The organism is Exiguobacterium sp. s75 (genome assembly GCF_018617145.1).
Lineage (GTDB): Bacteria > Bacillota > Bacilli > Exiguobacteriales > Exiguobacteriaceae > Exiguobacterium > Exiguobacterium profundum.
Window position 1 is genome coordinate 1,330,169 of the sequence record NZ_JACSJQ010000001.1, and the last position, 19,494, is coordinate 1,349,662.

The 19,494-nt window shown below is 49.6% G+C and carries 21 protein-coding genes and 1 riboswitch; of the genes, 2 read left to right on the plus strand and 19 right to left on the minus strand.

The window, feature by feature from the left end; all coding sequences use genetic code 11:
- Positions 1–9: 9 nt before the first annotated feature.
- The 3 genes from KNO68_RS06860 to KNO68_RS06870 all read right to left on the minus strand — a co-directional run bounded on the left by KNO68_RS06860 (position 10) and on the right by KNO68_RS06870 (position 3,093).
- Positions 10–1,191 (minus strand): MFS transporter, encoded by a 1,182-nt coding sequence (locus KNO68_RS06860; protein WP_078147265.1) that lies wholly within the window; start codon positions 1,189–1,191, stop codon positions 10–12.
- Between the two features lie 105 nt (positions 1,192–1,296).
- Positions 1,297–2,616: a branched-chain amino acid transport system II carrier protein gene (gene brnQ, locus KNO68_RS06865; protein WP_214683908.1), complete on the minus strand. Its 1,320-nt coding sequence runs from the start codon at positions 2,614–2,616 to the stop codon at positions 1,297–1,299.
- Positions 2,617–2,820: 204 nt separating this feature from the next.
- Positions 2,821–3,093: an acylphosphatase gene (locus tag KNO68_RS06870; protein WP_214683906.1), complete on the minus strand. Its 273-nt coding sequence runs from the start codon at positions 3,091–3,093 to the stop codon at positions 2,821–2,823.
- A gap of 92 nt (positions 3,094–3,185) precedes the next feature.
- Here KNO68_RS06870 and KNO68_RS06875 point away from each other — a divergent pair, with 92 nt between their 5' ends.
- Positions 3,186–4,568: an alanine/glycine:cation symporter family protein gene (locus KNO68_RS06875; protein WP_159562598.1), complete on the plus strand. Its 1,383-nt coding sequence runs from the start codon at positions 3,186–3,188 to the stop codon at positions 4,566–4,568.
- Positions 4,569–4,604: 36 nt separating this feature from the next.
- On the opposite strand, the gene KNO68_RS06880 is transcribed toward KNO68_RS06875, so the two are convergent.
- The 13 genes from KNO68_RS06880 to KNO68_RS06940 form a co-directional block, all read right to left on the minus strand.
- Positions 4,605–5,588 (minus strand): L-lactate dehydrogenase, encoded by a 984-nt coding sequence (locus KNO68_RS06880; RefSeq protein WP_214683903.1) that lies wholly within the window; start codon positions 5,586–5,588, stop codon positions 4,605–4,607.
- A 104-nt stretch (positions 5,589–5,692) separates the two neighbouring features.
- Entirely contained in the window at positions 5,693–6,115 is a 423-nt protein-coding gene (locus KNO68_RS06885; RefSeq protein WP_251024864.1) for a DUF6678 family protein, read from the minus strand.
- On the minus strand, positions 6,112–6,546 hold the full coding sequence (locus tag KNO68_RS06890) for a hypothetical protein (RefSeq protein ID WP_215187611.1): 435 nt from the start codon (positions 6,544–6,546) through the stop codon (positions 6,112–6,114). Before KNO68_RS06890 ends, KNO68_RS06885 begins: the two co-directional genes overlap by 4 nt.
- Positions 6,547–6,615: 69 nt before the next feature.
- Positions 6,616–8,013, minus strand: a complete 1,398-nt coding sequence (sufB, locus tag KNO68_RS06895; protein WP_047795116.1) for a Fe-S cluster assembly protein SufB — start codon at positions 8,011–8,013, stop codon at positions 6,616–6,618.
- A 19-nt stretch (positions 8,014–8,032) separates the two neighbouring features.
- Positions 8,033–8,467, minus strand: coding sequence for a Fe-S cluster assembly sulfur transfer protein SufU (gene sufU / locus KNO68_RS06900; protein ID WP_026825487.1), 435 nt, complete (start codon positions 8,465–8,467; stop codon positions 8,033–8,035).
- A complete protein-coding gene (locus KNO68_RS06905) occupies positions 8,457–9,677 on the minus strand; it encodes a cysteine desulfurase (protein WP_159562600.1) in 1,221 nt (406 codons plus the stop codon). The genes sufU and KNO68_RS06905 overlap by 11 nt, the downstream gene beginning before the upstream one ends.
- Before the next feature lies 1 nt (position 9,678).
- Positions 9,679–10,947 carry a Fe-S cluster assembly protein SufD gene (gene sufD, locus KNO68_RS06910; protein ID WP_214816149.1) on the minus strand — a complete coding sequence of 423 codons (1,269 nt, stop codon included), beginning with the start codon at positions 10,945–10,947 and terminating at the stop codon, positions 9,679–9,681.
- Positions 10,948–10,959: 12 nt separating this feature from the next.
- Entirely contained in the window at positions 10,960–11,721 is a 762-nt protein-coding gene (sufC, locus tag KNO68_RS06915; protein WP_143180266.1) for a Fe-S cluster assembly ATPase SufC, read from the minus strand.
- Positions 11,722–11,899: 178 nt separating this feature from the next.
- Entirely contained in the window at positions 11,900–13,114 is a 1,215-nt protein-coding gene (locus KNO68_RS06920; protein WP_214683900.1) for an MDR family MFS transporter, read from the minus strand.
- Positions 13,115–13,215: 101 nt separating this feature from the next.
- Positions 13,216–14,049: a MetQ/NlpA family ABC transporter substrate-binding protein gene (locus KNO68_RS06925; RefSeq protein WP_214757537.1), complete on the minus strand. Its 834-nt coding sequence runs from the start codon at positions 14,047–14,049 to the stop codon at positions 13,216–13,218.
- 30 nt (positions 14,050–14,079) lie between these two features.
- Complete coding sequence (locus KNO68_RS06930; RefSeq protein WP_012726857.1) at positions 14,080–14,742, minus strand: methionine ABC transporter permease; 663 nt, start codon at positions 14,740–14,742, stop codon at positions 14,080–14,082.
- On the minus strand, positions 14,732–15,760 hold the full coding sequence (locus tag KNO68_RS06935) for a methionine ABC transporter ATP-binding protein (protein WP_012726858.1): 1,029 nt from the start codon (positions 15,758–15,760) through the stop codon (positions 14,732–14,734). Before KNO68_RS06935 ends, KNO68_RS06930 begins: the two co-directional genes overlap by 11 nt.
- Positions 15,761–15,837: 77 nt before the next feature.
- A riboswitch (SAM riboswitch) is annotated at positions 15,838–15,944 on the minus strand.
- A 450-nt stretch (positions 15,945–16,394) separates the two neighbouring features.
- Entirely contained in the window at positions 16,395–16,652 is a 258-nt protein-coding gene (locus KNO68_RS06940; RefSeq protein WP_078147274.1) for a thioredoxin family protein, read from the minus strand.
- A 180-nt stretch (positions 16,653–16,832) separates the two neighbouring features.
- On the opposite strand from KNO68_RS06940, the gene KNO68_RS06945 reads away from it, so the two are divergent.
- The gene (locus KNO68_RS06945; RefSeq protein ID WP_251024865.1) at positions 16,833–17,888 is read left to right on the plus strand and encodes a PTS sugar transporter subunit IIC; all 1,056 of its coding nucleotides are present in this window, start codon (positions 16,833–16,835) and stop codon (positions 17,886–17,888) included.
- Positions 17,889–17,926: 38 nt separating this feature from the next.
- On the opposite strand, the gene gcvH is transcribed toward KNO68_RS06945, so the two are convergent.
- The 3 genes from gcvH to KNO68_RS06960 are packed head-to-tail and all read right to left on the minus strand — an operon-like array spanning position 17,927 to position 19,491.
- On the minus strand, positions 17,927–18,310 hold the full coding sequence (gene gcvH, locus KNO68_RS06950) for a glycine cleavage system protein GcvH (protein ID WP_012726861.1): 384 nt from the start codon (positions 18,308–18,310) through the stop codon (positions 17,927–17,929).
- A 48-nt stretch (positions 18,311–18,358) separates the two neighbouring features.
- Positions 18,359–18,712 (minus strand): arsenate reductase family protein, encoded by a 354-nt coding sequence (locus tag KNO68_RS06955; RefSeq protein WP_214683897.1) that lies wholly within the window; start codon positions 18,710–18,712, stop codon positions 18,359–18,361.
- A gap of 47 nt (positions 18,713–18,759) precedes the next feature.
- A complete protein-coding gene (locus KNO68_RS06960) occupies positions 18,760–19,491 on the minus strand; it encodes a hypothetical protein (protein WP_214683896.1) in 732 nt (243 codons plus the stop codon).
- Positions 19,492–19,494: the final 3 nt, after the last annotated feature.

Genomic DNA, 19,494 nt, shown 5'->3' on the forward strand with positions numbered 1-19,494 from the left:
CGTCCTCCTTTACGATTCTGAAATGGCGGCCGCTTTCCGTTTCGACCAGTTCCATGTGCCCATGTATGTGACGAGCAATAGGACGAGTCCCATCATGAACGGATAGCGCATATCAATATCAAAGGCGATTCCCGCCAATGTCGGCCCTAAAATATTCCCAATACTCATATAAGCGTTGTTCATCCCCATGGCAAGACCTTGCTCGTTTCCTGCAAGTTTCGACACGAGCGTGTTCAACACCGGTCGTAAAATAGATGTCGATAAGAAAATCACGAGTGTCACTGCGAAGAAGAGCATATACGTACCAGCGAACAAAGATAACAAGAAGCCGAATGAGGCGAGCGCGATGAAAGCAAGTACGACCTTGGTCTCACCCAACCATTCGACGAGACGGTCCACCGCAAACAATTGAACGATAACACTCACAATCCCTGTTCCGGTTACCATGATGGCAATTTCCTGTGGTGTCGCACTGAACATCTCGCTGACATAGAGTCCGAGTACCGATTCATACGCCATCAGACCAAACGCCATGACGAGGTTGATGACCAATACGAAGAAGTATGGTTTTCGCGTCGACATGACCAGCTGTGTCGGTAAAGATTCTTTTATTTTTGGTGCCACGTACGGAGCACGGTCCGGCTCCTTAAGAAGGAGTACAGACGAAATGACAGCGACGAACGATACAATCGCTGAAACGAGCAACGGTGTCTTCAAGCCGAATTCAGCAAAAAAGCCCCCAATCCCTGGTCCGACCACAATTCCAAGCGACATTGCCGCGGAAATATAACTGTTCCCTCGAGCTCGTTGCTCGAGTGTCGTGATATCTGCCACATAAGCGAAGATGGCAGGAATCAAAAGCGCTGCACCAACACCCCCGATGGCACGAGAGATGAGAAGAATCGTCAAATTATCTGATAGATAGAAGACTCCCATCGAGATGGTGAATCCAATCAGACCGAGAATGATCATGAGTCGGCGCCCGTAGACGTCTGCCCATTTCCCGGCAATCGGTGACATGACGAGCTGGGCACCCGCAAATACGGAAATCATGAGTCCGGCGGCTGTCCCTCCCTCGCCAATCATCTTTAAGTAATCCGGAATAATCGGGATGATAATCCCAAACCCGGCGACGGCGATAAACATGTTCAACATGAGAATCGCCAATTGATTTTTTTGTTTTGTCGTCAACGCATGTCACTCCCTTTTCATCTTTCCATTTTACTGTTTGAGTTCACATCCAGGCAAACAATTAAGACAGAAAAAACCCATCCTTGACCAAAGGATGGGCGAGACTTATGAGATGCGTGATTGAGCGAGTGATTCTTGTGACGTTCCCTTCGGAAGAAGAAGCGTGATCGCATAGACGATCATCGTCGGAACTGCCCAGGCAAGTCCGATATCCGCCATTGGTAAGTTTCCAATCCAAGAAGTAACCGCAGAAGGCTGGATGCCGTTCCACGTTTCAAAGAACGAGAGAACGAGCGCCGTATAAATTGTCGCTTTCATCGCCACACCAGGGTTTCGTTGAAGACGTTCCGTCACCGATACGAGCACGAGTGCGATCATGACCGGATAGAGGAGCGTGAGAAGCGGCACGGCGATTTGAATCAACGAACTCAAACCGACGAGTGAGATCATGAATCCAAACAACGTTGTCGCGATGACGACATGATGATATTTGAGAGAATCAAACTGGTTGCTGATGAAGCGTGAGAACTCTGAGATGAGGCCAACTGCTGTCGTCAAACAAGCGAGGAAGACCGCTAATCCGAGTGCGAGCATTCCGACTTGTCCGTAAGACGTACCTGCGAACGCTTGGAGAAGGCTTGCGCCACTCGTCGTTCCTTCTGCGACTGTCATATTCGCACCGATTGAAGCGAGCGAGATATAGACGAGCATCAAACAGGTAACGGCCACCATGCCTGCAGAGCGAAGAAGCGAAGACGCTTCTTTTTGGTCACTCAATCCATTAGCTTTCAACGTGACGAGGACAATTGCCCCAAAGACGAGGGCCCCGAATACATCCATTGTCAAATAGCCTTGTTGGAAACCTTGGCCGAGTGCACCCACCCATGTCTCAAATCCTTCCGCTGGAGCTCCCGGTTCCCCGAGAGGCGAGATGAGGTTTGTGATTCCAATCGCTACAAGCAAGAACAAGAGGATTGGTGTGATGATGCGCCCGATGACTTCAATCAACTTTTGAGCACGAAGCGTCAAGAAGAACGTCAACCCGAAAAAGACGGTCGAACTCATCGCGAGTGTCAAAGTAGAGGGAGCATCGAGAAACGGGACGAGTCCCATTTCATACGTGACGGCAGCCGTACGCGGAATTCCGAAGAATGGTCCGATGGCTACATACATCAATCCTGTCAAGATAAGCGCGAGACGCTTTGGAATATAACGAGCAATTTGGTCTGTCCCACCGCCGACCCGAGCGACTGCGAACAAAGCAAGAAGCGGTAAACCGACACCCGTAATGACGAACCCGATCATCGCCGGTACGAGGTTTTCCCCCGCCAAGGCGCCGAGCTCTGGTGGGAACAGTAAGTTCCCGGCCCCAAAGAATAAAGCAAAAATCGTAAACGCTAACGGGAACAATGTCGATTTTTTCATACAACTACCTCCATACACTTGATATTCCGAACGACTTAACAAAAAAATAATAACTAAATTTTCTGACAATATATCGCTTGGTCTATTTCATTATACACACTTCCTATCGTTTGACCACCCTATCTCCAAAATTCGAGGTTTAATTTTTTGAAATGTAGATTTCACAAAAAAATCTCCCTTTCATATGCAGGGAGATGTAAGCGGTTAATAGCGTATGTCGAACGAGCGAAATTCCTGATCGTTCGCTTCCGTCTCTTCGATTCGTTCGACACCGACAAAGCGATTGCCATCTTTCAACGCCTGCTGGAAAGCATCTACCTCATTCGCCGTTCCTTCGACATGAAGTTCGACTGTCCCGTCACTTAGATTGCGCACCCATCCTTTGATGCCGAATCGTTGCGCGGTCTCCTGTGAAAAATATCGAAATCCGACACCTTGGACGCGTCCAGATACAATCAAACGTTTAGCAACTCTCATTCTATTTTCCTCCTTTATTTTGTCAAAGATGTTTAGAGGCCCTTACTTTAGGAAACAGTATTTAAGTAAAATAATGGAATTGGAGTGGTTATATGAATGAATTTATTACTCTTGTCACGAACGTTTCCGACTGGCTTTGGGGCGTACCGATCATCTCGTTACTCGTCTTGTCCGGTATCTTCCTCACTATCAAGCTCGGTTTCTTTCAGTTTCGTTACCCCATCTACATATTCAAGCAAACATTCGGCAGCATTTTCAAAAAGCCGAAAGGTGAAGGCGACATCAGTCCGAGACAAGCGTTGACGTCAGCCCTCTCTTCAACAGTCGGGGCCGCGAACATCATCGGTGTACCTGCAGCGATTATGTTCGGGGGACCGGGTGCCATCTTCTGGATGTGGGTCATCGCTATCATCGGCATGGCCATCAAGTTCTCAGAGAGCGTACTGGCCGTGCACTATCGTGAGAAGAATGATGCCGGCGAATTTGTCGGGGGACCGGTCTACTACATATCAAAAGGACTTCGTTGGAAGTGGCTCGCGACGTGGTTCGCCTTCGCCCTCATGATCGAACTCATTCCGAGTATCATGGTACAAGGAAACGCTGTCAGCTCGGCAGTCCGTGAGACGTTCAATGGGAACACGCTCATCACGGGGATTGTCGTCGCTATTCTTGTGGGCATCATAGTCTTTGGTGGACTGAAGCGCATCGCGAAAGTCACCGAGATCGTCGTCCCTGGCATGGCACTCGTCTATGTCGGAGCCGGACTCGTCATCGTCTTGATGAACTTCTCTGAGATTCCAAACGTTCTCAGTCTCATCTTCTCGTATGCATTCGAGCCGATGGCCGCGTTCGGTGGGTTTGCCGGTGCCGCCGTTGCTGAGACGATTCGTTGGGGCTTCGCCCGTGGACTCTATTCAAATGAAGCCGGTCTTGGAACGGCACCGATTGCCCACGCCGCGGCACAGACGGACCATCCGGTGCGCCAAGGGTTCTGGGCCGTCATCGGGATCGTCATCGATACGCTCATCATTTGTAGCACGACCGCATTCGTCGTCTTGTCTTCAGGTGTCTGGACGGCAGACGGAGCGATGGATGACCCAGCAGCGTTGACGACGATTGCTTTCAATGAATACTTCGGTTACACGGGAAGCTTACTCGTCACCATCTCACTCATCTTCTTCGTCCTCTCGACCATTATCGTCATCATCTTTTACGGCTCGCGACAAGCCGAGTACTTATTCGGTTTGACGGCAGGAAAAATCATGAAGGCCGTTTATATCGTCTCGATTGTCATCGGTTCGATTGGAGGCGCTCAGATGATTTGGAACTTCCTAGACTTGATGCTAGCGATGATCCTCATCCCGAATATGATTGCCGTCTTGCTTCTAAGTGGTGAAGTGAAACGATTGACAACCGAGTTCTTCACATCCGAGAAGTATTACAAGAAAGATATCGCCGAAGAAGAGGCGTCTTAACCAACAATCCGACTGCCTAAGCAGTCGGATCTTTTTTTAGGATGCGGGCTCGACTTTCTCAATCCCTGCTTTGATAGTTTGTACCGAGGCGTCAAACTTCTGTTGTTCTTCGTTCGTCAATTCAATCTCGATGATCTTACGAATGCCGCTTCGGTCAATCAAGGCCGGTACGCCAATATGCACGTCACTCGCCCCGTACTCGCCGTCTAGGTGAGCGCCAATCGTCACGACGGAGTTTTCATTTCGGACGATGGCCCGGATGATGCGAAGCAAGCCTACCCCAATCGCATAATAGGCGGCGTTCTTATGCTCGATGATCTGGTAAGCAGCGTCGCGTACGTCCGCATAGATCGCTTCTAAGTCTTCGAACTGATATTTCTCGTTCTCCGCCAATAGTTCATCGATACTCTTCCCATAGATGCGTGCGTTGTTCCATGCGACAAAGCCCGTATCCCCATGTTCACCCATATAGTAGGCGTGGCAGTTTCGTGGCGATAGTTCGAAATAGTCTCCAAGTTTGTAACGGAGTCGTGCTGTATCGAGGACCGTCCCTGAACCAATGACGCGTTCTTTTGGTAAACCCGATGCTTTCCAGGCGACGTGTGCCATCACATCGACCGGGTTCGTCGCGACGACTAAAATGCCGTCGAACCCGCTCTTCATCAAGTCTTCGGTCACGGTGCGGACGACCTTGGCGTTTTGCTCGACGAGGTCCATCCGTGTCTGCCCAAGTTTTTGTGCGGCTCCTGCCGTGATGACGACGATATCTGCGTCTTTACAATCCGAGTAGTCGCCTGCCCAAATCCGGACCGGTGTCGGAGCGAATGAGATCCCATGATTGAGGTCCATCGCCTCTCCTTCTGCCTTGGCATGATTCGAGTCGATCAGGACGAGCTCCTCGCAAAGCGCAGCCGTGGATAATTGGTAAGCAAAACTGACCCCGACCCAACCGGCACCGATGACGGCGATGCGAGTGATATCTTTCGGGTCAATATCATCTTTATGCGGAATACGTGTCATGTAAAACCTTCCTTTCTATGATTCATTCTCTTTTTTAGCATACCCGACTCTTCCATCTTTAACGACAAAAGCTGCATGAAAAATACGTGATTCCGTTATATATCTTATTTCGATTCAAAGATTCCGGTATTCCGGACATAACCGAAAATCTGAATTGTCTCACTTTCCAAGATGAACGGAATTTTTTCTCTTTCCAAAATCGAAATGAGTTCAGTGGACAGATCACAAACATCTGGGTCAAGAATCACTCCCTTATAGAGCAGTACGTTTGGTCGCAAACGAATCCATTCGATGGACCGTAAAGGGGACTCCAGCCAGATTTCATCCCACTCTCCCCACAATATTTCATACTCGGACAACGAGTCGTTAGGAAACAACGTATCCTCCCCTAAGTATTTTATTTGATATGGCGGCGCATAAGTCAACTCTTCAGAGACAGCTCGATTGAGACGCTTCCATTTTGTCTCGTTCATCACCGATGTCAATTGTTGTCTCTCTATGTATTGAAGTTCTTCTCGTCGATTCAAGCTGTTGAACCTCCTATCATAAGTTCTAATTTTTCAATCGTTCGTAACACGTCTTTACGGTTCTGCTTGCTTTTCATCCAAGCGGGTAATCGACTTTCGAGACTACGGTTCGTTCCCTCGCTCGTCCGAATCTTCGCGTCAATATAATCCTTAATATAGTTGAGGTGTTCACGGTTGTAAGCCCATAACACATGACCAGAACATCCTGTTTGTAAAAATAGCGGCAATCCAAAATAAACATCGACAGCTTCTCCGACGTATTTCGAACCGCTCTCCTTTGTTTGCAAATGACCGCAATGAAGACAGCTTAGGCGTACCTCATCATTCCTCTCCCACACATCAGCCTGTCTCCCGCAACTCGGGCAAATAACAAGCATGGGATTCATAAATGAATATATGTCTCGGCCCTCTAATAAAAATCGATGGGTCACGTTATCGCCTCCTTATTTCATTATACAAAAAACCAGCGAAGCAAAGCTCCGCTGGTTTTGAAGTCACGATTATCCAATCGAACCTTCCATCTCGAACTTGATGAGACGGTTCATTTCGACCGCATATTCCATTGGTAATTCTTTTGTGAATGGCTCGATGAAGCCCATTACGATCATTTCTGTCGCTTCTTCTTCCGAGATTCCACGGCTCATGAGGTAGAAGAGTTGCTCTTCTGACACTTTTGAGACTTTCGCTTCGTGCTCGAGTGACACTTGGTCGTTCAAGATTTCGTTGTACGGGATTGTATCTGACGTCGACTCGTTGTCCATGATGAGCGTGTCACACTCGATGTTCGAGCGCGCGCCCTTCGCCTTACGGCCAAAGTGGACGATTCCACGATACGATACTTTTCCGCCTTGTTTCGAAATCGATTTCGAGACGATAGACGACGACGTGTTTGGTGCGAGGTGAATCATTTTAGCGCCAGCGTCTTGGTGCTGTCCTTTACCAGCGAGGGCGATTGAGAGTGTCATCCCACGTGCGCCTTCCCCTTTCAAGATGACAGCTGGGTATTTCATTGTGAGTTTCGATCCGATGTTTCCATCGATCCACTCCATTGATCCACCCGCTTCACAGACTGCACGTTTCGTTACCAAGTTGTAGACGTTGTTCGCCCAGTTTTGGATCGTCGTGTAACGGCAATATGCATCTTTGTTGACGAAGATCTCAACGACCGCTGAGTGAAGCGAGTTCGTTGTGTAGACCGGTGCCGTACATCCTTCGACGTAATGAACCGATGCGCCTTCGTCGACGATGATGAGCGTACGCTCGAACTGACCCATGTTTTCCGAGTTGATGCGGAAATAGGCTTGGAGCGGTTGCTCGAGTTTCACGCCTTTTGGTACGTAGATGAACGAGCCACCCGACCAAACTGCTGAGTTGAGGGCCGCAAACTTGTTGTCCGTCGGCGGAATCAACTTCCCGAAGTACTCTTTGAAGATCTCTTCGTCTTCTTTGAGGGCTGTGTCTGTATCTTTGAAGATGACACCTTTCGCTTCGAAGTCTTCTTGCATGCTATGGTAGACAACCTCAGACTCATACTGAGCCGAGACACCTGCCAAGTATTTTTGCTCTGCTTCTGGGATACCGAGCTTGTCAAACGTACGTTTGATTTCTTCTGGTACCTCGTCCCATGAGCGTTCTGTCTTTTCAGATGGTTTGACATAGTACGTGATTTCGTCGAAATCAAGTGCCGAGAGGTCTCCGCCCCATGTCGGCATCGCCATCTTGTTGAAGTGATCCAACGACTTCAAACGGAAGTCGAGCATCCATTGTGGCTCTTCTTTCATGCGCGAGATCGTCTCTACGATTTCTGTCGTCAAGCCACGGCCTGAACGGAAAATCGAAACGTCCCGATCATGGAAGCCGTATTTATAATCGCCAATTTCCGGCATGTTCTTTGCCATATCGGTCTCCTCCTTCTCCTTACGCGTCCTCGTCTACTCCTTTTTCAAGCGCCTTCCACGCGAGCGTGGCACACTTGATTCGAGCCGGGAATTTCGATACGCCTGAGAGCGCCTCGATATCACCGAGGTCAAACGTATCCGTGTCGTACTCTTTTCCTTGAACCATTTCAGAGAAGATGTTGGCGAGTTGAAGCGCCTCTTCTACTGTTTTTCCTTTGACGATTTGGGTCATCATCGATGCCGAGGCGAGACTGATTGAGCAGCCTTCCCCTTCAAACTTCGCATCTTTGACGATGTCGTCTTCGACCTGTAGTTGAAGACGAAGCGAATCCCCACACGTCGGGTTGTTCAAGTCCACCGTCACGCCATCTTCGATGACGCCACGGTTTCTCGGGTTTTTATAGTGATCCATGATGACCTGGCGGTACAACATGTCGAGATTATTAAAACTCATAATTGAAATACTCCTTCGTTTGACGTAATCCCTCGATGAAGCGGTCGACTTCTTCTTTTGTGTTATACAAATAGAAGCTCGCCCGTGCCGTCGATGATTGCTTCAAAAGACGCATGAGTGGTTGTGCACAGTGATGACCGGCACGAACCGCGATACCTTGCATATCGAGCACAGTCGCGAGGTCGTGAGCATGAACGTCCTTCAAGTTGAACGTGACGAGACCGACGCGATCTTCAGGACCGTAAATCTCGATCCCTTCAATCGTTTTCATCTGCTCGATTGCGTAAGACGCGAGTTCACGTTCGTGTGCTTCGACGTTTTCAAGACCGATTTCTTCTAAGAAATCGATGGCTGCCGCAAGTCCGACCGCTCCGGCGATAATTGGTGTTCCCGCTTCGAAACGGTACGGGATGTCTTTCCACGTCGATTCATATAAATCGACATAGTCAATCATCTCGCCACCGAACTCGACCGGCTCCATGTTTTTCAGGAGTTGCTTCTTCCCATATAAGACACCGATCCCAGTCGGTCCGAGCATCTTATGTCCAGAAAAGGCGAGGAAGTCACAGTCGAGTGCTTGGACGTCAAGTTTTCGGTGCGGTGCACTTTGCGCGGCATCGACGACCATGACGGCACCCAACTCATGCGCGAGTCGAGCGACTTCGGCAATCGGGTTAATCGTCCCGAGTACGTTCGAGACGTGGCTCATCGCGACGATTTTCGTCCGGTCTGATAACACCGCTTGAACGGCATCGAGTGTGACACGTCCGTCCGGCGTGAGCTCGACGTAACGAAGTGTCGCGCCTTTTCGCTTGGCGAGTTGTTGCCATGGGATTAAGTTCGCATGATGTTCCATCGGAGTGAGGACGATCTCGTCGCCTTCACCGACATTCGCATCTCCGTAGCTCGATGCGACCAAGTTGATGGCCGTCGTCGTTCCACGAGTGAAAATGATTTCTTCAGGAACCGCCGCATGGATGAATGAGCGGACGCGTTCGCGTGCCCCTTCATACGCATCCGTCGCTTGCGTCCCGAGCGTATGGACGCCACGATGCACGTTCGAATGGTTGCGACGATAATAGTCCTCGATCGCCTCGATGACAGCGAGCGGCTTTTGTGAGCTCGCTGCGCTATCAAGATAAACGAGCGGGTGTCCATTGATTTCCTGATCTAAAATCGGAAACTGTTCACGAATCGAGGCGTTCAACATCTTAACGTACTTTCCCTTCGATGACTTCGCGGAGACGGTCTTTGACCGAATCGATTGCGAGTTCTTCGACGACAGGCGTCAAGAATCCGTGGATGATTAAACGCTCTGCCTCTTGGCGAGACAAACCACGGCTCATCAAGTAGTACAATTGAACATCATCGACACGACCGACAGACGCTGCGTGACCTGCCATAACGTCATCTTCATCGATAAGAAGAATCGGGTTGGCATCCCCACGTGCTTTTTCAGAGAGCATCAAGACGCGCTCTGTTTGTACACCGTTCGATTTTGACGCACCGTGGTGAATCATCGATGTCCCGCTGAAGATTGCAGTGGCTGCGTCTTTTTGGACACCGTGAATCAAGATGAACCCTTCAGATGCTTTCCCGAAGTGGTCGGTACGAATGTTGAAGTTTTGTTTCTGTGCACCGCGACCGATTGTCACAGCTTTTGTATCTGAATACGTGTTGTCGCCGACGAGGTGAGTCTTCGTCTCGACGACCGAGTTCCCGTCGTTCATGTGACCGAGCGCCCAATCGAGGCGACCGTTCGCATAGACGACACCGCGACGGTTCATGAACGTAAGTGCTGATTCAGCGAGCTGATCGACACCACCGAAGACGACTTTCGCGTTCTCTCCAGCGAATACTTCCGTCACGACGTTGACCGTGTGCGGTTCATTCGTGCCAGAAAGGAAGTTTTCGATGTATGTCACTTCACTACCTTCGTCAGCGACGAGGATCGTGTGGTGATAGAGGGCACCGTTCGCCTGTTCCATCGTGAAGATCGCTTGGAGCGGATCTTTCAATTGCGTGTTTTTCGGTACGTAGATGAATGCACCACCGTTTGTGAGGGCAGCATTCAACGCCGAAAGACGTTCTTCATCGATACGTACGCCTTCAGTCATGAAGTATTTCTCAACGAGCTCAGGATGTTGCTCCATCGCTTCTTTGATTCCCATGAACAAAACGCCTTCAGGCATCGACAATTCGTTATAGACGACATGACCGTTGCGTTCAACGAGCACGTTTGTCCGGTGGTCTCCGAGGAGTGATTCGATGTCCGCTGTCAAGCCGTCTTTTTGTTCGAGCTCGACATCTCCCGCTGTGAAGTCCCACTTATCAATCTTAATTTTTTCAACTTTTGGCAAAGCAAGTGTCGGCGCAAGTTCTGCTGCCTCTTTACGACGGTTGACCATCCATGCTGGTCCGCCGAGCGCTTCTGCACGTGCCGACAACGCTTGTGCATCCAATTCAAATTGTACGGTCATCGTACAGCCTCCTTACGCTTCTGTGTCTACTGTCATTCCGAGTTCTTGCTTCACCCAGTCGTAACCTTCTGCCTCGAGTCGCTGTGCGAGCTCTTTACCACCAGACATGACGATTTTCCCGTCCATCATGATGTGTACGAAGTCTGGCTCAATATAGTTGAGGAGACGTTGGTAGTGCGTGATGATCAAGCAGCCGAACTCTTCTGAACGCATTTCGTTTACGCCTTTGGCAACGACTTTAAGGGCATCGATATCAAGACCTGAGTCGATTTCATCCAAGATGGCGATGTTCGGTTGAATCATCATCATTTGAAGAATTTCGTTACGCTTCTTCTCACCGCCTGAGAATCCTTCGTTTAAATAACGGTGTGCCATTTCTGAAGGGATTTCGAGAAGCTCCATCTTCGCATCGAGTTCACGGATGAACTTCATGAGCGAGATTTCTTGACCTTCTTCACGACGTGAGTTGATTGCCGAACGCAAGAAGTCCGCGTTTGTGACACCACTGATTTCAGCCGGGTACTGCATCGCAAGGAACATCCCTGCTTGTGCGCGCTCGTCGACTTCCATCTCGAGGACATCTTCGCCGTTTAATTCGACGCTTCCCCCAGTGACCTCATAAAGTGGATGACCCATGAGTGCTGATGCGAGTGTTGATTTACCAGTCCCGTTAGGACCCATGATGGCATGAATTTCGCCACCTTTAATTTCTAGGTTAAGACCTTTGACAATCTCTTTTCCTTCGATTGAGACGCGGAGGTCATCAATTTTCATTTGTGGTACGTTAGACATTCGGATACCCCTTCCGTATTTTCTCGCCATAGTGAATGGCGTAGATTAGATATATTCTAATCTTAGACTAGTCATTTTTTTATTTCAAGCGACTCACCTTAGAATTCATTCTCAATAGAATGATAAAAGTTGAGAATGCTAATAGTAGGAAATCAAGACATTATCCGGCATTTTCTTCGACGAGTGCGAGGACTGCTTTCCGCTCTCGTACGGCAGCCGCGAAGAAAAAGGCACCGCACCCCGTCAAGAGCGCCAAACTTCCGAATACAGGAAGCGATGACTGACCGAATGTATCGAGTAATACACCCCCGATAATCGGTCCGATTGTCTGTCCGAGTGACGTCAATCCCATCGCCCCGAAATACGTCCCCCGTAAATGTTCCGGCGCGAGTTCATCTGTCAAGACGTCCGTCATCGTGAACATCAACACCTCACCGACGGTAAAGATGGCCATCGCGACAAAGAGTACCCATTCGACCGTCGCAAATCCGATGAGCAAAAGTCCGAATGACAACGTCGAAATCCCGAAGAAGAGTGACTTGATCGGAGAGACACGAATCCCGAAACGCATGATCGGATATTGGACGATGAGAACCGTGATGGCGTTTGTCGTCAATAAGTAAGCGAACAATCTCGAACCGTCTTCTAATCCGTCGCGTAGCGCAATGAATTGAGGAAGCGTCGAATTGAACTGACTGTAACCGATAATCGCGAAAATCATCCCGATGATGACTGCACGGAATGTCCGGTCGTCTCGTAGGACACGAAACGTCTCCGTCAAGCGTGGGCGTGCCTTGACCCCATCCCCTTCTTCAAACGGATATTTGTAAAACAAGGTCGAGATAATGATTCCGTATAATATGTAGACAGCCGTCACGACGAAGAACGCGGTCTTCACACCGGTGAGTGATAAAACGACAGCCAAGAGTGGCCCGATGGCCGCGGCGATATTGATCATGAAGTAACGGACGTTATAGACGATGACCCGTTGGTCCGCCTGTGTCGTGTCACTGATGAGTGCACGCGAAGCCGGTTCTAGGAATGATCGCGACATCCCCATCAACATCGATAGCATGTAAAACCAAAACAGTTCCGTCGCAAGTGCGAGACCAGCGAACGTGACGGCATTCAGCACGATCCCAATCAACATGAGCTGTTTTCGTCCATACCGATCAGAGAGTGTCCCCCCAAAGAAGCTCATGAACAGACCTGAAAGTGCCGTCACGGCAAAGATCGTTCCGATCACACTCGCTGAAAAGCCGAGCGTAGCTAGATAGATCGCAAAAAATGGCATGACAAAAAACGTCGCCAGTCGTGCAAAAAACGTCCCGAACAGGACGCCCCACGTCAGTGGATGAATCTGTCTGAGCTTCATCCAAATCCCCCCTTTTCTTTCATATATGTAGTGTACTTCTCTTTATGAAAGAACACTAGACAAAAAAAGACCCAGGAGGAAGTCTCCTGAGTCGAAATGACTTATTGTTTGACCGGTACGACCGCACCTTTGTATTCGTCCAAGATCCACTGTTGTGTCTCTTCAGACGTCAATACTTCGAGGAGTGCCTTGACGCGCTCGTCTTCTTCGTCCCCTTCACGCGTGACGATCAAGTTGACGTATGGTGAATCTTCCCCTTCGAGTGCAATCGCATCTTCGAGTGGGTTGAGACCTGCATCGATCGCATAGTTCGTGTTGATGAGGACCGCATCACCTTCTCCATTGTTGTAAGCCGTTGGAAGAAGTGCTGCTTCCACGTCCGTCTTGAATTTCAAGTCTTTCGGGTTGTCGACGATGTCAGCGACTGTCGCATCGACCGTTTTGCCTTCCGCAAGCGTGATGAGACCTTCTGACTGGAGCATCGTAAGGATTCGTCCGTGGTCAGCGACCGATGAGCTCATGATGATTTCCGCTCCTTCAGGAAGCTCGTCAAGCGATTTGTATTTTTGTGAGTAGACACCGATCGGCTCGATGTGCACGCCACCTGCTGATGCGAATTTGTAGTCTTTGTTCTCAGCCATTTGTGACTCAAGGTAAGGCTCGTGTTGGAAGTAGTTCGCATCGAGCTCACCGCTCGCGAGCGTCTTGTTCGGTAGCACGTAGTCTTGGAACTTCTTGATTTCGAGTTTGTAACCTTTTGCTTCATATTCTTCTTGTACGTGCTCTAAAATCTCAGCGTGCGGTACGTTTGACGCACCGACGATCAATGTTTTGCCATCGCCAGAACCTGTTTCCGCCTCTTCCCCGCCGCAAGCCGCGAGAACTGTGAATGCTGATAAAGCTGTCAATCCGAGTACTGTTTTCCAAGTTTTCATAATGAATCCCTCCAAATGGTATATGTGTGATTATGCTGAACGTTTATCAATTTTTGTGACGAGTCGGTCACCGATGAACTGGATGACGAAAACGATGATCAAGATGAGCACCGTCGCGACGAACGTGACGTCGTTTTGTGAGCGTTGGAACCCTTCCAAGAAAGCCAAGTTCCCGAGTCCGCCGCCACCGACGACCCCCGCCATTGCCGTATAACCGACGATGGCTACGATGGTCACCGTGAGTCCCGACACGATTGCCGGAAGAGCTTCCGGAATCAAGACTTTATAGATGATTTGCCATTTCGTCGCCCCCATCGATTCGGCCGCCTCGATGACCCCACGGTCGACTTCACGAAGCGCAAGTTCGACCATCCGAGCGTAGAACGGTGCCGCTCCGATGATGAGCGCCGGAAGCGCCGCCGTCGAACCGAGCATCGTCCCGAGTAGGAACAACGTGAACGGGATGAGTAAGATAATTAAGATGATGAACGGAATCGAACGGAACACGTTGACGATCGCGCTGACGAAGACGTAAATCGGACGATTCTTCAATAAAAGTGATTCGTTTGTAATATAGAGAATCAAACCTAAAGCGAGTCCGATCACAAACGTCGCCACACCTGCGACGAGCGTCATGTATAACGTCTCCCAAGTCTGCTCCATCATAATTTGCCAATCTACGTTAGGAAACATCGCTTTCCACCTCCACTTCTACGGATTGCGAACGAATCGACGTGATGGCACGTTCGATTTCACTTGCTTCCCCAATCAGTTGGATGAATAGCGTACCGAGCGCACCGACTTGTGACTGGGTCACGTTCCCGCCGATGATGTTGAATCCGATATCATGCGTCTTGAGGACGTCAGACAAAATCGGTTGTTCTGCCGTCTCGTTCAAGAATTTCAATTTGACGATTTGACCGCTCGGATACCGTTCTTTAAGGTGTTCGAACGTGAGCGACAGATCGTCGACCGCCCCGATTTGCTTGACGAATTCTTTCGTAATCGGTTGCTCCGGATGTTGGAACACGTCCGAAACTTGACCCGTCTCGACGACTTTTCCGGCCTCCATCACGGCGACACGGTGACAAATCTTTTGGATGACGTGCATCTCATGCGTGATGAGGACGATCGTCAATCCGAGCTTTTTATTGATGCTGACGAGCAGTTCGAGAATCGAATCCGTCGTCTTCGGGTCGAGCGCGCTTGTCGCTTCGTCACAGAGGAGAACCTCAGGATTGGTAGCGAGCGCGCGGGCGATCCCGACTCGCTGTTTTTGACCGCCCGACAGTTGCGATGGATAGCTATCCTCGCGACCAGCCAAGCCTACGAGTTCGACGAGTTCCTGGACGCGTCGTTTCCGTTCACTTGCCGGAACCCCAATCAGTTCGAGTGGGAAACTGATGTTTTCTGCGACCGTGCGCGACCACAGAAGATTAAAGTGCTGGAAGACCATCGAGACGTTCTTGCGAACTCCCCGTAGTTCTTTCGGGCTGAGCTTCGTGAGCTCACTCCCGGCGACCTCGATTTCACCGCTTGACGGAGACTCGAGACGGTTGAGCAATCGGATGAGCGTCGACTTCCCCGCCCCCGAATATCCGATTATTCCAAAAATTTCACCGCGATCAATTGTTAGTGACACATCATCGACCGCCTGGACACGACCATTCTTCGTATCGAACCATTTGGCGACGTTTCGTAATTGAATCAATACCTTTCCCTCCTGACAACAAAAAAAGCGCGCACGTTTGAGCAAACGTGCGCACTTTATCGTACGGACAACGATTGCTCTCATCTGTCAAGGTTTCTCACCTTGCTGGAATTAGCACCATTTCGGATTGCTCCGCGGTTGCTGGGCGTCATAGGGCCAGTCCCTCAGCCTCTCTTGATAAGAGTGTTGTGTATTCGATTAGCTTTATCATAGCGACAGCTTTTTCTGCTGTCAAATCCTTTTTTCAAAAAAATTAAAAAAAGGTGCCGTCCGAGGACGACACAGAACGTAGCACCTTGAGTCACGGAAGGACAGCCCATAGATGAAAATCTTTTGCCCGTTCAAGATTTACATCCTTATATGGGGGAGATTCACCAATCATCACTCGATCTTAGCTTGGACCGTGCGATTATACGGAACGTCTGTCTTCGCTTGATTTTTTTGGGGGACAATCGAAGGGAAGACTGACGTGTATTCGTATAAAGGTAGCAGCGGCTTCGCCAAAACGTCTTGATATCGGGAATATCGCGTCCTATTTTGTGTTCAAGTAAGATGTTGTAATGAATATACCATTCGTGAACTTTCTGTGTCAACTGATTATTTAAAATTTTCAGATTATTCTAATGTTCCTCTCTCACTTCACGAAAGAGAGGACATGTTGCACATTTTGAAACGCGTACAATCGATCTTGAACCTCGCCATTTTCAAGCTTCAACAGGGCGGGTACGCTCATCACTTGGTAGGCTTCTAGCTCTTTTGGGATATAGTTCGCATCTCGCTTTTCGATTTTAATTTCAGGGTCGACCGCTTCGACGACCGTCAACATTTTTTCCGCCACAGCGCATGTACCACACATCGGGGCGTATATATATAAGAATCCGTCTGTAATCATTCTTCTCACCTCTCTTGTCATTATAAGGGGCGATGGATTCCCATTCAAAAATCGTGCTTTGATGAAATTTCAGAATTTTTCAATGATTCTCTTGACTCTTTCTGGTGAGAGGAATAATATGGGTTCTAACTTTATCGCTTTTGTACATAACAGCAAAGAAGAAGGACAGGTGAATGAATGATGACGGAACCAACAACAGGTACGATGAAACAGTTCACGATGAACGTCTTAAACGGTCTCAGCATGGCGATTCTGATCGCCCTCATCCCGAGCGCACTACTCGGTGAATTAACGAAAGCCATACTTCCGTATTTTCCGTCTCTTCAATTCATATTGGATGCGACGACGATTGCGATGCGGCTTCTGCCAGCCATTATCGGGCTAGCGGTCGCCATGCAGTTCGGACGATCGATTCTCGAAGCCGGGACGATCGCGATTGCAACGTATGTCGGTAGCGGTGCCGTTCGAATCGACGAAGGTGCGTTCGTGATGGCGGGCATCGGGGATGTGATCACAGCCGGTGTGACCGCTGCAATCGCTACACTTCTAGTCATGAAGCTCGCTCCCCACTTGAAGACGTATACGGTCATTGTTATGCCGATGACCATCATTGTCGTCGCAGGAGGCATCGGTACCTTCTTGTTGACGTACATTTCCCAAATCACGACGTATATCGGTCTACTCATCATGACCATGACTGACCTGCAACCGGTCCTCATGGGGATCCTGATCGCCATGGCGTTCTCGCTCATCATCGTTTCGCCGATCTCGACCGTCGGGATTGCGACGGCCATCAGCCTGTCCGGTGTCGCGGCGGGTGCGGCGAACCTCGGAGTCGTTGCAGCCGGATTCGGTCTCGCGATCGCCGGATGGCAGGCGAACGCGACCGGCACATCGATTGCCCATTTCCTCGGTTCTCCGAAGATTCAGATGGCGAACTTTGTCCGACGCCCCATCATGATGCTTCCCATTTTGGCAAATGCGGCGATTCTCGGTGCGCTCGCTGGAATCCTAAAAATTGAGGGAACGCCAATCAGCGCCGGGTTCGGGGTGTCAGGACTCATCGGTCCAGTGAACGCCCTTCATCTCATGCCGGGTGGATTCGCTCTCTTCAACGTCCTGCTCGTCATCGTCTTGTTCGGTCTGATTCCCGTCGCACTCGGAATCTTCTTCTATCGCGTGTTTGAACGGGCGACTCTCGTCAAATCCGATCATTACCGACTCGATTTCGAGTAAAAAAAAGCCGGCTTCTCCATTGGAGAGGCCGGTTTTGATTATCCTTGAATCATCGCTTCGTATTCTTCTGCAGACATGAGCTTGTCGAGGTCTGACTCTTCCGTCAACTCGACTTCGATCATCCATGCGTTTTCAAACGGTGACTCGTTGACGAGTTCTGGAGAATCCGCGAGGTCCTCGTTCACTGCTGTGATGCGACCTGATACTGGTGCATACAACTCAGAGACCGTCTTCACTGATTCGACTGAACCGAATGGCTCGTCGAGCAAAATCGTACCATCGACTTCTGGGAGTTCGACAAACACGATATCCCCTAGTTCGCTTTGTGCGAAATCCGTGATGCCGATGCGGGCTTTCGTTCCGTTTACTTCTACCCACTCATGTTCTTTTGAATAACGTAAATTTGCTGGTACTTTGCTCATCCTAACTTCCCCCTCAAATAAATTAGACTCACATCTGTATTATAGCACTTAGCCCCAAACGTCCGTAAAGGACTTTTCTGAAAATCCGATGGTCGTTTTTTCACCATTTGTGACGATTGGTCGCTTCAAAAGCATACCATTGCTCGCTAATAGCTCAAGTTGTTCGTCTTCTGATAGATTTGGCAGCTTGTCCTTGATGCCTTCGTTCCGATAGACTTGCCCGCTCGTATTGAAGAACTTCTTGAGTGGTAGACCTGATTGTTTCCACAGTTCGGCGAGTTCCGCTTTCGTCGGTGTCGATTCAACGATATGAGCGTATGTATACGCGATGCCTTGCTCCTTCAACCATTTTTCTGCTTTTTTACATGTACTGCATGGTGGATAGCCGTAGAGTGTCACCATCTGTTCATCACCTCTATTCTCAATGTAGCATATTCCGAGAAATCAATTCACGTCTCAAGCAACCGTTCAATCTCTCGCTTCATCGTCGGGTTCACTTCGTGCCTCGCTTCAATCAACCGTAAGATTGCCGCTGCCGCCTCGATTGACCTGCCGTATCCTTTTACCCCATCTGACAAGAAGGGAATCATCTCCGGCTGTCTTGACTCGACCCGGCGTGTCGGATTGAACGGATCTCCTTGTCCGCCGAGCGCCTTCAAGACGTTTTGAACGGCCGCGACTTGGACGAGTTCGAATCCGGCGAGCATCTCGCCCCGACGTTCCCGAAGTAAGCCGACATATAGGTTCGTCAACGCCTCTTCATAATAATAATCCGCTGATTCACGTGTGATTTCGAGGCGTGGTGTCGCAAATACTTCGAGCGCCTCGTCCCGTCGCCAGACGACACGTCCTGGCGTATAGGCGATGGTCGCCAGTTCATGCAGTTCAAAGACGGCGAACTCACCATAAATGCCATCTTGATACATGATTTTATGCCCGTCCTTCGTGTTTTGGAACTGATAGTGAAGCGGTTCGACCTCGAGCCAGTCGAGTCGGTCGATAAAGCGCGCCTTCTGCCCATCTTCGACAATCAAAAAGAAATCGAGGTCCGAATACTCATCCAACCGCTCCGTCTCTTGTCCAATCGAACCCAATGCGAGCAGCATGAGCGTCCCGTCCTTTTCGGCAACGGACCGTCCAATGCGTTCCATCCGGTCGAGTAATACATCTCGTTTTGTCATCGT